The organism is Pseudomonas sp. SWRI22 (assembly GCF_014268395.2).
Lineage (GTDB): Bacteria > Pseudomonadota > Gammaproteobacteria > Pseudomonadales > Pseudomonadaceae > Aquipseudomonas > Aquipseudomonas paracarnis.
In genome coordinates this window covers 245,653-259,202 of sequence record NZ_JABWQK020000001.1, presented here as the reverse complement: position 1 = coordinate 259,202, position 13,550 = coordinate 245,653, and the positions used below count along the sequence as shown (strand labels likewise).

The following is a 13,550-nucleotide window of genomic DNA, read 5'->3' as shown; positions in this document are numbered from 1 at the left end:
AAAAAAAGGCTCTAGCACGGGCCTTTCAGCCCGATGAATTGTCGAACAATCCTGGCCTTTGCCGTTGAGATCCATTATCATCCGGCGCCTTCTCGCTACCCGCCGGGTAGCTGTTTCAATGTGTCACCCGAGGCGCCCATGTACCGTTTTTCGTTTCACCGCCCTTTGATTGCCATCAGCCTGGGGCTGGTTTCCCATTCCGTCAGCGCAGCCCTGCAACCCATAGCCGAAGCCCCGCTGGCCAGTGACACCGAGCTGCACTGCCACTTCAACCGCGACGCCAGCACCGACTGCACCACCACTTACCGCTACACGATCCTCAAGGCCAACGGCCGCGAAATGCTTTCGCGCATCGACTTCGACTACTCCGAAGCCGACACCTTTGAAGTGGTCAGCGCTCAGTCCACCCAGCCTGGCGCCAAGCCCGTCGCCCTGGCCGCCACGCAAATCGATACCCGCAGCGCACCCAACCCGGACCAAGGCTTCAGCCGCGACAAGCAAACCTCCCTGGCCTTCCCCAACCTGCGCGTGGGCACGCAGATCCGCTACACGGTACGCCAGCATTACCCGGCCAAACCGCTGATGACCCAATTCCACTATGTGCTCAAATTCGGGCCCAGCTCAGCCCGCCGCGATCGCTTCAAGGCGCGCTTTACCGCCGAACGGCCGATCCAGTGGCGAAGTGAATTGTTCGACGGTTTCAAGGTAACGCCTTCGAGCAACGGCAAGACCCTGGATGTGGTGCAAAAAGCCCCGACCTACCTCAACTACATCAATGAATCCTCCGCCGCCGCACTACTGCGCGTCCCACGCCTGGAAGTGGGCAGCGCCGTGGACCGCCAGGCGTACTTCGGTGATTTCGCCCAGCGTTACAACCAGATCCTCGGCGCCACCCTGCCGGCGCAAGCCGCCGCCGCCGTGGCCGCCGCACGCAGCCTGGCGCCAGCTGAGCAAGTCGCGGCAATGATGCAGCACATCAATGATCACTACCGCTACCTGGGTGACTGGCGCGCGACCGAGCGCGGCTATGTGCCGTTCAGCCTGGCGGAAATCGAGCAGCACGGCTACGGCGACTGCAAGGACCTGGCGACGCTGCTGACGGCCATGCTCAAGGCCAGTGGCATCAAGGCTGAGACCGCGTGGGTCAGCCGTGGTGACGTGGTCGATGCCCTGCTGATTCCTGGCACCCAGGCGCCGAACCACGCCATCGTGCGTGCCGAAGTGAATGGCCAGGTGTGGTGGCTTGACCCGACCAACCCGGTCTTCGCCCCTGGCCAGACCATGCCCGATATTCAGGACCGCTGGGTGTTGGTCAACGATGCGCAGGGCCAGGTGCGCGAAGAACACATCCCACTGGAGCGCCCCGAAGTCTCGATACGCCTGGACAAACAGGTGCAGTACGGCAAAGAGGGAGATGGCGCGGTCAAGGCGACCATTACCTTCAGCCGCCTGCCGCTGATGCAACTGAGCGTCGCAGACCGCCAGCAAGGCACCACCGCCACCGACCAGAACATCTGCGCCAACTTCGGCAACGATATCAGCGACTGCCAGATCACCCGCGAACCCACCCGCTTTGTGGTACATGACGGCTACAGCGTCACCGCCCGCATGAACGATCAGCGCGCCCTGGAAAAACTGGCCAATGACTATGTCTACACCGACCCGTCCTTGAAAGACCGCTGGGAGGGCTACATCAACTATCGCCGCCAGGGGCAACAGGCCGACCTTTACCTGGGCAATCCTGAAACCTATGACTACACCTACACCCTGGCAGGCGGGAAGATGGAAAAAGCCATCCCCGGCTGCAAGGTACGCTCGCCCTGGTACGACCTCGACCTGGACGGAAAACTGGAGGACGGCTCGCTGCGCTATCACTATCGCCTGAGCCAGAAAAAGCGCTGGCTGACCCATGCCGAAGTCACCAGCGATGCGTTCGGAAAGATGATTGAAGAGGCCCGGGCCTGTGCCGAGCAGGTGCATCAGGTAGTAAAGTTCTAGACTGTCCCTGACACACCACGATCCAAATGTGGGAGCTGGCTTGCCTGCGATGACGGCCGGTCAGCTTGCCCATCGGTGACTGGCACACCGCCATCGCAGGCAAGCCAGCTCCCACATTTTAATCCGTGTGTGTCAGCGGGATTCGCCGAGCAACAAGCCCTGCTCCCTTGCGCACAGCTCCACCACATAATCCCACAACACCCGCAACCGCACCGACTTGTGCAGCTCCCGGCGCGAACTGATCCAATAGCTGCGCTGGATACCCTCCGCCGGTAGCAACGGCACCAACTCTCCATCCCCAGCCGCCATGAAACATGGCAACACCGCAATGCCCAACCCCGAACGCGCCGCCTGGTGCTGGGCGATCACGCTGGTGCTGTGGAACACCACCCGGGGGCTACGGCAGAAGCTGTTGAGGAACTTCAATTCCTGGCTGAACAGCAGGTCATCGACATAATCGATCCAGGCATGGGCAGAGAGGTCTTCACGTTTTTCGATGGGCGGGTTACGCGCCAGGTAGGCACGGCTGGCGTACAGCGCCAGACGATAATCGGTGAGTTTGCGCGTCACCAGTTGATCGGCGCTGGGGCGTTCCAAGTGAATGCTGATCTCCGCTTCGCGATTGAGGATGCTGACGAAACGCGGCACCGCGACCAGCTCCACCTCCAAACCTGGATAGCGTTCAAACAACCCGCCCATGCGTGCGGCCAGAAACATCACGCCCAGCCCTTCGGCTACACCAAGGCGAATCTTGCCCAGGGGCGCTGCAGAGTGGGTGAGCTCGTCTTCGGCCAGCAGTGCCACGTTTTCCATAGCTTCGGCATGTTTGAGCAATGCTTCGCCGGCAGGAGTCAGTTCATAGCCCTGGGCGTGCTGTACGAACAGCGCCGTGCCGAGGCTTTTCTCGATGGCGTCGATATGCCGCGCCACAGTGGCATGCGTGGTTTTCAGGCGTTGAGCGGCGGTGAGCAGGCGGCCACTGCGCTGCAACTCGAGAAAAAACCGCAGGTCATTCCAGTCGAACATATCGCCTCCAGAGCCTGGGCCCGCCGGCGCTGTTTAAAAACGCACAGCGGGTGGGTAAAAACTAACATTTTTAAGACGAAAACTAACAACTAGGATGGGCCCAATAAGAAAAACAAGCGAGACCCCAGATGCCCAATGCAACTGCTGAATACGATTACATCGTCGTCGGCGCCGGCCCTGCCGGATGCCTGCTGGCCAATCGTCTGTCCGCCAACCCGGCTCACCGTGTCCTGCTGCTGGAAGCCGGTGGCCGCGACAACTACCCCTGGATCCATATCCCCGTCGGCTATCTGTTCTGCATCGGCAACCCACGCACCGACTGGTGCTTCAAGACCCAACCCCAAGCCGGCCTGCAGGGGCGCGCCTTGAGTTACCCACGGGGCAAAGTGCTGGGCGGCTGCTCGTCCATCAACGGCATGATCTACATGCGCGGCCAGGCCCAGGACTACGATGGCTGGGCGGCGGCGGGCAACGCGGGCTGGGCTTGGAAAGACGTACTGCCGCTGTTCAAACAGAGCGAAAACCATTTTGCCGGCAGCTCTGAATTCCACAACGAGGGCGGTGAGTGGCGCGTAGAGCAACAGCGCCTGTCGTGGCCGATCCTCGATGCGTTTCGTGAGGCGGCTGCCCAAAGCGGCATCGCCAATATCAATGACTTCAACCAGGGCGACAACGAGGGCTGCGGTTACTTCCAGGTCAACCAGAAAGCCGGTGTGCGCTGGAATGCGGCCAAGGCGTTCCTCAAGCCGATCCGCCAGCGCCCCAACCTCACCGTGCTGACTGAGGTAGAGGTTGAGCGTGTGCTACTGGAAAACGGTCGTGCCTCGCAGGTACTGGGACGCCAACACGGCCAGGCACTGAGCTGGAAGGCGCGCAAAGAGATCGTACTGTGCGCCGGCTCGGTGGGTTCGCCGGGCATTCTGCAACGCTCAGGGATCGCCCCTTCCCATGTGCTCAAGCCGCTGGGTATCAACGTGGTGCACGAGCTGCCAGGCGTTGGCGGCAACCTGCAAGATCACCTGCAACTGCGCCTGATCTACAAGCTGGAAAATGCCCGCACCCTGAACCAGATCGCCGGCACATTGTGGGGCAAGATGGGCATGGGCCTGCGCTACCTGTACGACCGCAGCGGCCCGCTGTCGATGGCGCCCAGCCAGCTTGGCGCGTTTGCCCGCTCCGGCCCGGAGCAGACCTCGGCCAACCTGCAATACCATGTGCAGCCACTGTCCCTGGAACGCTTTGGCGAACCGTTGCACGGCTTCCCGGCATTTACCGCGTCGGTCTGCGACCTGCGCCCGCAAAGTCGCGGCCGGGTGGATATCCGTTCGACCAACCCGGCGGATGCGCCGCTGATACAACCTAATTACCTCAGCCACCCCGAAGACTTGCGCGTGGCCGCCGACGCTATTCGCCTGACCCGGCGCATCGTCGCCGCTCCGGCCCTGAGCCAGTTCAAACCGGTGGAATACCTGCCCGGCGAAACCCTGCAAACTGAAGAACAACTGCACGAGGCCGCTGCACGGATCGGCACCACGATTTTCCATCCGGTGGGCACCTGCCGCATGGGCGATGACAAAGATGCCGTGGTCGACAGCCAGCTGCGCGTACACGGCATTCCCGGCCTGCGCATTGCCGATGCGTCGATCATGCCGCGCATCACCTCCGGCAATACCTGCTCACCCACGCTGATGATCGCGGAGAAGGCCGCGCAGCTGATCCTGTCACCCAACACTGCAGGAGCGAGCTTGCTCGCGAAAAACCCACCAGCCCCGCGCACCACAGGGCACCCCGCGTAACCATTAACGCTATATGAAGTTGAAAAACACCGGCGCCGAGGTCAGCGCCGACAGTGGAACAACAATAAATAATCACTGTGAGGGACACCCGATGTCAGAACATGCTCAACCCCTGGGCTCGGCGGCCAGTGCAAGTACCGCCAACGAATCAAGAAAGGTCATCTTCGCCTCCTCTTTGGGGACGGTGTTCGAGTGGTATGACTTTTTCCTCTACGGCGCCTTGGCGGCGGTAATCAGCAAACAGTTCTTTGCCGGGGTCAACGACACCACGGCGTTTATCTTTGCCTTGATGGCCTTTGCCGCAGGCTTTGTAGTGCGGCCATTCGGTGCGCTGGTGTTCGGCCGGCTGGGCGATATGATCGGGCGCAAGTACACCTTCCTCGTGACCATCATCCTGATGGGCGTGGCAACCTTCTGTGTCGGGTTGCTGCCGACCTACGCCAGCATCGGCATTGCTGCGCCGATCATCCTCATTGTGCTGCGCATGCTGCAGGGCCTGGCGCTGGGCGGTGAGTACGGTGGCGCTGCTACCTACGTGGCCGAGCATGCGCCACCGGGCAAGCGCGGCCTGCACACCAGCTGGATTCAATCCACCGCCACCCTCGGCCTGCTGCTGTCGCTGCTGGTGGTGCTGGCCTGCCGTTACTTCACCGGCGATCAGTTCGAAGTGTGGGGCTGGCGCATTCCGTTCCTGTTTTCCATCGTGCTGCTGGGCATCTCGACCTGGATCCGCATGAGCCTGCACGAGTCGCCCGCCTTCTTGAAGATGAAAGAGGAAGGCAAGGCCTGCAAGGCGCCGATTCGCGAGTCCTTCGGCAAATGGGAAAACCTCAAGGTGGTGCTGATCGCGCTGTTCAGTATCAACGGCGGGCAGGCGGTGACCTTCTACGCGGCGCAGTTTTATGTGCTGTTCTTCCTCACCCAATTCCTGCGCATGGACCCGGCCCTGGCCAATATGCTGTTGATCATCAGCGTGGTAATTGGCGCGCCGTTCTTTATCCTGTTTGGTTGGCTGTCGGACAAGGTCGGGCGCAAGCCAGTGCTGATGCTCGGCCTGCTGCTGGCGACCGCCCTGTACTTCCCGATCTTCAAGGGCCTGGCGCACTACACCAACCCGGCAATGGACCAGGCCAGCCGACAGGCGCCGATCACCGTACTGGCCGACCCGGCCACCTGCACCTTCCAGTTCGACCCGGTGGGCAAGGCCCGTTTTGACAGCCCGTGCGACAAGGTCAAGACCTTCTTGGTCAAACAGGGTCTGCCCTACAGCAGCGCCGCCGCCCCTGCGGGCAGCCCGGTGCAAGTGAGCGTGGGCGATGTGCGTATCGACGGCTTTGATGAAGCGGCCCTGCGTGGCGCCGTGGCCCTGGCCGGTTACCCGTCATCGGCGGATGTGGCCCAGGTCAACAAGCTGATGGTGGTGGTGCTGATCGTGGTGCTGATCTTCATCGCTGCTATGTGCTACGGGCCGTTGGCAGCGCTGATGGTTGAGCTGTTTCCGACGCGCATCCGCTACACCTCGATGTCCCTGCCCTACCACATCGGTAACGGCTGGTTTGGCGGGTTCCTGCCGACGGTGTCGTTTGCCTTGGTGGTGTACACCGGCGATATCTTATATGGGTTGTGGTACCCGGTGGTGGTGACGGGCGTGAGCCTGATCGTCGGGTTGTTCTGCCTCAAGGAAACCCGGCATGTGGATATCGAAAACAACTGATACCTCTGCCCTGTAGGAGCGAGCTTGCTCGCGAAGAACCTGAGAGCAACGCGGGGCACCAGGCGCCCCGTGTCATCGTTAACGACCTTCGCGAGCAAGCTCGCTCCTACAGCGGCGTATGGCACCCACACAAATTGCTGTACATCCATACAGATAATGGTTGCTCAAACCCCTTCAAATAAGCATCCTGCAAGGCATCAACCCGATCTGATGTGATGACCATGCGGCTGTACCTCTGTGAAAAACCCTCCCAGGCCAAGGATATCGCGGCCGTGCTCGGCGCCAGCCGCCGCGGCGATGGGTGCTGGCTGGGTAATGGAGTCACGGTCACCTGGTGTATCGGCCACCTGCTGGAGACCGCACCGCCCGATGCCTACGACGCCAAATACAAACGCTGGGTGCTGGCCGACCTGCCGATCGTCCCGGATAAATGGAAAATGCTGGTCAAGCCCAAGACCGCCAGCCAATACAAGGCCGTCAAGCGCTTGCTGGGGGAAGCCCAGGAACTGGTGATCGCCACCGACGCCGACCGTGAAGGCGAGATGATCGCCCGTGAACTGGTGGAACACTGCCGCTACCGCGGGCCGATCCAGCGGTTGTGGCTGTCGGCACTTGACGACGCCTCCATTCGCAAGGCCCTGGCGGCGCTCAAACCCGGTGCAGAAACCTTCAGCCTGTATCACTCGGCCCTGGGGCGCTCGCGCGCCGACTGGCTGATAGGTATGAACATGAGCCGCCTGTTTACCCTGCTGGGGCGCCAATCCGGTTACCAGGGCGTACTCCCGGTAGGCCGGGTGCAAACCCCGACCCTGCGCCTGGTGGTGGACCGTGATCGCAGCATTGCCGACTTCGTGCCGGTGGCCTACTGGGCCATTGATGTCGACCTGCGCCACGATCACATCACCTTCACCGCCCAATGGCGCGCCCCTGAGGATGCCTGTGACGACCAGGGCCGTTGCCTCAACCCGCAACTGGCGCGGGACACCGCCGACGCCATGCTCAACGCCGCCACGGCGCGGCTGGTGAAGCTGCGTACCGAGCGCATGCGCGAAGTGGCGCCCCTGCCCTTCGACCTCGGCACTTTGCAGGAGATCTGTTCGAAGAAGCTCGGCCTGGGTGCCCAGGAAACCCTGGATATCGCCCAATCCCTGTACGAAACCCACAAGGCCATCACCTACCCGCGCAGCGATTGCGGCTACCTGCCATTGAGCCAGCACAGTGAAGCGCCGAAGATCCTTGCGGCGCTGGGCCGTGCGGACACGGCGGTCAACGAGCTGATGTCGCACATCGACCCTCGGCGCCGTTCGCGGGCCTGGAACGACGCGAAAGTCAGCGCCCACCACGGCATCATCCCCACCGGAGCCGGCAAGGAGGTCAGCCAACTGACCGGCAAGCACCGTGCGGTCTATACGCTGATTCGTGCGCGCTACCTGGCGCAGTTCCTGCCCAACCATGAATACGACCGCACCCAGGCCGATTTCGACTGTGCCGGCCAGGCGTTGCGCGCGGTGGGCAAAGTCATTATTGAACCGGGCTGGAAACGCGCCTTGCCCGAAGCGCTGGCACCCGCCAAAGGTCGCGAAGCGCCTGCGCCCCAAGCTTTGCCGACGCTGGTGCAGGGCCACGACTACGCCGTGGCCAAGGTCAACCTCAAAGACCTGTGGACCCAGCCGCCCAAGCCCTTTACCGAAGGCGACCTGATCAAGGCCATGAAAAACGTCGCCAAGTTGGTGGAGGACCCGTTGCTCAAGCAAAAACTCAAGGACACCACTGGCATCGGCACCGAGGCCACCCGCGCCGGGATCATCCAGGGCTTGCTGGATCGCGGTTATCTGGTGAAAAACGGCAAGGCCCTGTCGGCAACCCCGGCCGCGTTCAGCCTGATCGACGCGGTGCCCCGCGCTATCGCCGACCCCGGCACCACCGCCATCTGGGAACAGGCACTGGACATGGTGCAAAGCGGCGAAATGAGCCTGGAGGAATTCGTCGCCAAGCAAGCGGCGTGGATGAGCAAGCAGGTGGCACGCTGTAACGGCATGCGCATGACTATTACTGGCCCCGCCAGCCCGGCTGGCCGAGGTGCGACGCCGTGGAAAAAGAAGCGCAAGGCCGCCCCACGTAAAGCTGGCACCAACCCCAAGCGCGGAAAAAAGCCGGCAAATGCGGGATAAATACCAAAAAAGACTGGCACATGACGTTTTTCGACAGGTTTAACGCCGCATTGGCCCTTGCTCCGGCGGGTTCGGTCTAGGATTCTGTAGGGGATCTGGACTACCAACAACAACACCGGAGTGGCCGCCATGAAGACCGTTGCACAACTGCTGAAAGCCAAGGACCAGAAAAACCAGGATGTCCACACGATCAAATGGGACCACACCGTATTTGAAGCGCTGGTGCGGATGTCGGAGAAAAACGTCGGTGCCTTGCCAGTGGTCAGGGATGACGTGGTGGTCGGCATCATCAGTGAACGGGATTACGCACGTAAAATCATGCTCAAGGGCCTCTCGTCAGTTACCACCAAGGTCCATGAGGTGATGAGCTCGCCGGTGATCACTGTGGATACTCACAAGAGTGTCGAGGAATGCATGAACATCATGACCGACAGTCACCTGCGCCACCTGCCGGTGGTCGAAGACGGCAAACTGCTGGGCCTGCTGTCTATCGGTGACCTGGTCAAGGAAGCAATTGCCGAACAAGCGGCCTTGATCCAGCAACTGGAACAGTACATCCGCGGCGAATAGGGGGAACCCATGCTCGACACGCTGGACCATCAGGAAGACCACCTCGATACTCTGCACCGGGCCATGTCCGGCCGGCGTTTCCTGGTGCTGACCGGCGCAGGGATAAGTACATCTTCGGGTATTCCGGATTACCGGGACGGGGAAGGTGTACGCCGGGGCAAGCCACCGATGATGTACCAGGAGTTCCTCGCCACTCCCGAGGCGCGGCGCCGCTACTGGGCGCGGGCGATGCTGGGGTGGCCACGGGTGCGCATTGCCCAGCCGAACAAGGCCCACCTGGCGCTCGCGACGCTGCAGCACCGTGGCCATATCAGTGGGCTGATCACGCAGAACGTCGACACCCTGCATGACCAGGCCGGCAGCCAGGATGTGATCGAGCTCCATGGCAGCTTGCATCGGGTGCTGTGCCTGGATTGCCAACTGCGCAGCGAGCGCGACGTGATCCAGCGGCAGATGGAGGTCGATAACCCGCACATGGCACAGGTTCATGCGGTGCAAGCGCCGGATGGCGACACCTTGCTTGATCCGGCGTTTGAACAGCGCTTCCAGATGCCCCGCTGCCCGCACTGCAATGGCGAACGGCTGAAACCGGATGTGGTGTTCTTTGGCGAAAACGTCGTGCCGGCGACGGCGCTCAAAGCAATGACGGCGGTAGAGCATGCCGAAGGGCTGTTGGTGGTGGGGTCGTCGCTGATGGCCTATTCGGCGTTTCGCCTGTGCAAGGCTATGGTTGAACAGGGTAAGCCGGTGATTGCCATCAACCTGGGCAAGACTCGGGGGGATGAGTTGTTGCAGGTGAAGATCCAGGCGTCTTGCGAGCAACTGTTACCCTTATTGACCGAGAGATTGAGATAGCGACACATCAACATGTGGGAGCTGGCTTGCCTGCGATAGCAGTGTGTCAGGCATACATGTACCCACTGACGCACCGCCATCGCAGGCAAGCCAGCTCCCACAGGGTTCGGCGTAAATCCGCCACCAAAATCCCGCGACCCACCGCACAGAAAATGACGCCCAAGTCACGTTTTCGCGTATTCCCCCGTCCCCACGGCAATTTATGTAGTGAGCAAAAATAATCACTACATAACCGTTGACGTAACCTTTTTGTCCTTGCATGATCTAGACGTCTCCCGGATCGGGAGCGTTGGTAACAAGCGTTTTGAACAGGCTCGTCTGACCGCCGAGCTGTTTTTCCGGATGTGCACTGCCCACAAGGCAGATTGATGAAGTGACCGGCCCCGGAAGGGACAGGTACAAGGCGCTCAAACGCGGCTTGTCTTCGCAATCAGAGCATTGCGTAGCAGTTCATCAGCAAGACTACATGCATCAGCTTCAAGACCCTGCCCGTATTCGGCAGCCCGTCGCTGACGCCCGGTTTTAGTGACCGGAGACAACTTACTGGTATTAACGAATCAACTGATAGATCGCCAACTGGTCAAGGGGCTTACACATGAATTTGAACAACCAACCAACTATCGATGAATTGGCTGAGATGTTCGCAGCGCAGAAAGACACACTCGACGACCATATCCTGTGGATTGGCAAATCGGGCGAAGTGCAAATTGACTGCCTGGCGCCCCATACCGAAGAAGCCGAGTTTGACCGTAACAACCGTGAGCTGGCGGCGCGCCTGAAGATGTACCGCCGTGGCCAGGGTTATGTCGGCAAGAAGGCCGCCGCTGATCGCAACTTTATCGAGCAAGTGTTCGACACACTTAACAATGCCTGGGCGTCTTTCAAAGACAGCTCGCAAGTTAAAGTGATCGACCGTTACTACTAGGTAGTACTCAATCAATGTGGGAGTTGGCTTGCCAGCTCCCACATTTGTATTTACTGATTTAAAAAGTTGGAAACCTGCCCTTCCCCGCCTCATCCCGAAAGATATCAAACAGCACCTGCGCCGCCGCCGACAGTTCATGCCCCGGCTTGGTCAGCACCCCAATCGGTCGCTCGATCACCGGGCCAGTCAAGGTAATGCAATGGGCTCCCGCCTCCTCCATCTGCCTGGCGCATAACGCTGGCACTGCACTAACCCCCAAACCGCTGGCAACCATCTTGCCCACCGTCGCCAGTTGATGGCTTTCCAAGGCAACGGGCAGTTTCATCTGCAAGGCACCGAGGTGTTCTTCCAGCATCACTCGCACAGTGGAAGGCCGCTGCAGGGTGATGAACGGCTGCTCCAACAAGGCTTTCCAGTCGATTTCAGCACGCTGTGCCAAGGGTGAATCCCCCGGGACCACGGCGACAAAGCGATCCAGGTACAACGGCGTGAACGCCAATGACGAACCATCGGACGGCTCGAACGCCACCCCCAGCTCCACCTGACGGTCGCGCACCATCTCCAGCACCTGTTCATTGATCAGGTCATGCACCGTCACGTTCACCTGAGGGTAACGGGCGCGGAATATCTTCAGGATCGGCGGCAACAGGTTCCCCGCGAACGAGGGCATGGCGGCCACCGTGACGCGGCCACGTTGCAAGGTAAAACGCTGGCGCAGTTCGTCTTCGGCGTTGTCCCAATCGGCAATCAACCGGCGGGCCAGGGGCAGCAGGGACTCGCCTTCAGGGGTCAGCGCGACGTTACGGGTATTACGGCTGAACAGGCGCCCGCCCAAGCCTTCTTCCAAGCCCTTGATGGTCAAGCTCAACGCCGATTGAGAGAGGTGCAAACGCTCGCAGGCCGCGGCAAAACTCAGGCTTTGCGCGACGGCGAGAAAGGCACGCATCTGTTTAACGGTCATGACGCAGCTCCGGACGACGATTGGACTATGCTGTTTTCTAAATCAATCAACCTTAAAAAACAACTTAACAAATCAATCCGCTGGCGCAACACTCAACTCACTGGCTAGACCACAAACAATAAAAGAGGTGCATATGGCAGGTTTCGATAAACGCGTGGCGTCCTATGAAGAAGCGCTGGCAGGCCTGGAAGACGGCATGACCGTGCTCTCCGGTGGTTTTGGCCTGTGTGGCATTCCGGAAAACCTCATTGCCGAAATCAAGCGCAAAGGCACCCGCGACCTGACGGTGGTTTCCAACAACTGCGGCGTCGATGGCTTCGGCCTGGGCGTGCTGCTGGAACAGAAGCAGATCAGCAAAGTGATCGCTTCCTACGTGGGTGAAAACGCCCTCTTCGAGAAACAACTGCTCAGCGGCGAGATTGAGGTGGTGCTTACTCCTCAAGGCACCCTGGCAGAAAAAATGCGCGCAGGCGGTGCCGGCATCCCGGCCTTCTTTACCGCCACCGGTGTCGGCACCCCCGTTGCCGAAGGCAAGGAGACCCGCGAATTCAAGGGTCGCCCGTATCTGATGGAAGAGTCCATCACCGGCGACTTTGCCATCGTCAAAGGCTGGAAAGCCGACCACTTCGGTAACGTTATCTACCGTCACACCGCCCAGAACTTCAACCCGCTGGCCGCCACCGCCGGCAAGATCACCGTGGTCGAAGTCGAGGAAATCGTTGAACCGGGCGAGCTGGACCCGGCGCAGATCCACACCCCTGGCATCTACGTCGACCGGATCATCTGCGGCACCTTCGAAAAGCGCATTGAACAGCGCACCGTCCGCAAATAATCCCCGTCTAGAACAACAAGAGGAAACAATCATGGCGCTTACCCGCGAACAAATGGCTCAACGCGTTGCCCGCGAGATGCAGGACGGTTACTACGTGAACCTCGGTATTGGCATTCCGACCCTGGTGGCCAACTACATCCCCGACGGCATGGAAGTGATGCTGCAATCGGAAAACGGCCTGCTTGGCATGGGCCCGTTCCCAACCGAAGAAACCATCGACGCCGACATGATCAACGCCGGCAAGCAGACCGTCACCGCACGCATCGGCGCCTCGATCTTCTCTTCCGCCGAGTCGTTCGCGATGATTCGCGGTGGGCATGTCGACCTCACCGTACTGGGCGCATTCGAAGTGGACGTACAGGGCAACATCGCTTCGTGGATGATCCCCGGCAAGCTGGTCAAGGGCATGGGCGGTGCCATGGACCTGGTGGCCGGCGCAGAAAACATCATTGTGATCATGACTCACGCATCCAAAGACGGTGAGTCCAAGTTGCTCAGCCAATGCAGCCTGCCGCTGACCGGTGCCAACTGCATCAAGCGTGTACTCACGGACCTGGCGTACCTGGAAATCGAAAATGGCGCTTTTGTCCTCAAGGAACGCGCACCTGGCGTCAGCGTTGAAGAGATTGTGAGCAAGACCGCCGGTAAACTGATCGTCCCGGACCACGTTCCAGAAATGCACTTCCAGTGAGGACAGATTCC

At 60.4% G+C, this 13,550-nt stretch carries 11 protein-coding genes; 9 read left to right on the top strand and 2 right to left on the bottom strand.

Annotation, left to right across the window (positions count from 1 at the left end; translation table 11 throughout):
- Nucleotides 1-138 precede the first annotated feature (138 nt).
- On the top strand, nucleotides 139-1,998 hold the full coding sequence (locus HU730_RS01150) for a DUF3857 domain-containing transglutaminase family protein (protein WP_186527301.1): 1,860 nt from the start codon (nucleotides 139-141) through the stop codon (nucleotides 1,996-1,998).
- Between the two features lie 132 nt (nucleotides 1,999-2,130).
- Here HU730_RS01150 and HU730_RS01145 read toward each other — a convergent pair whose 3' ends face one another.
- Nucleotides 2,131-3,024 (bottom strand): LysR family transcriptional regulator, encoded by an 894-nt coding sequence (locus HU730_RS01145; RefSeq protein WP_034127066.1) that lies wholly within the window; start codon nucleotides 3,022-3,024, stop codon nucleotides 2,131-2,133.
- Between the two features lie 128 nt (nucleotides 3,025-3,152).
- On the opposite strand from HU730_RS01145, the gene HU730_RS01140 reads away from it, so the two are divergent.
- From HU730_RS01140 to HU730_RS01115, 6 genes are all read left to right on the top strand, one after another.
- Complete coding sequence (locus tag HU730_RS01140) at nucleotides 3,153-4,820, top strand: GMC family oxidoreductase N-terminal domain-containing protein (protein WP_186527302.1); 1,668 nt, start codon at nucleotides 3,153-3,155, stop codon at nucleotides 4,818-4,820.
- A gap of 91 nt (nucleotides 4,821-4,911) precedes the next feature.
- The gene (locus HU730_RS01135) at nucleotides 4,912-6,534 is read left to right on the top strand and encodes an MFS transporter (protein ID WP_186527303.1); all 1,623 of its coding nucleotides are present in this window, start codon (nucleotides 4,912-4,914) and stop codon (nucleotides 6,532-6,534) included.
- A gap of 221 nt (nucleotides 6,535-6,755) precedes the next feature.
- The gene (locus HU730_RS01130) at nucleotides 6,756-8,705 is read left to right on the top strand and encodes a DNA topoisomerase III (protein WP_186527304.1); all 1,950 of its coding nucleotides are present in this window, start codon (nucleotides 6,756-6,758) and stop codon (nucleotides 8,703-8,705) included.
- A gap of 129 nt (nucleotides 8,706-8,834) precedes the next feature.
- Complete coding sequence (locus HU730_RS01125) at nucleotides 8,835-9,275, top strand: CBS domain-containing protein (RefSeq protein WP_034127063.1); 441 nt, start codon at nucleotides 8,835-8,837, stop codon at nucleotides 9,273-9,275.
- A gap of 9 nt (nucleotides 9,276-9,284) precedes the next feature.
- Complete coding sequence (locus tag HU730_RS01120; protein ID WP_060764282.1) at nucleotides 9,285-10,130, top strand: NAD-dependent protein deacetylase; 846 nt, start codon at nucleotides 9,285-9,287, stop codon at nucleotides 10,128-10,130.
- 595 nt (nucleotides 10,131-10,725) lie between these two features.
- Nucleotides 10,726-11,055 (top strand): hypothetical protein, encoded by a 330-nt coding sequence (locus HU730_RS01115; RefSeq protein ID WP_003190335.1) that lies wholly within the window; start codon nucleotides 10,726-10,728, stop codon nucleotides 11,053-11,055.
- A gap of 58 nt (nucleotides 11,056-11,113) precedes the next feature.
- On the opposite strand, the gene HU730_RS01110 is transcribed toward HU730_RS01115, so the two are convergent.
- Nucleotides 11,114-12,016: a LysR family transcriptional regulator gene (locus HU730_RS01110; protein ID WP_034127061.1), complete on the bottom strand. Its 903-nt coding sequence runs from the start codon at nucleotides 12,014-12,016 to the stop codon at nucleotides 11,114-11,116.
- Between the two features lie 133 nt (nucleotides 12,017-12,149).
- Between HU730_RS01110 and HU730_RS01105 the strand changes: the two genes are divergently transcribed.
- Both HU730_RS01105 and HU730_RS01100 read left to right on the top strand, forming a co-directional pair.
- The gene (locus HU730_RS01105; RefSeq protein ID WP_003190329.1) at nucleotides 12,150-12,848 is read left to right on the top strand and encodes a CoA transferase subunit A; all 699 of its coding nucleotides are present in this window, start codon (nucleotides 12,150-12,152) and stop codon (nucleotides 12,846-12,848) included.
- Between the two features lie 31 nt (nucleotides 12,849-12,879).
- Complete coding sequence (locus HU730_RS01100; RefSeq protein ID WP_005786928.1) at nucleotides 12,880-13,539, top strand: CoA transferase subunit B; 660 nt, start codon at nucleotides 12,880-12,882, stop codon at nucleotides 13,537-13,539.
- Nucleotides 13,540-13,550: the final 11 nt, after the last annotated feature.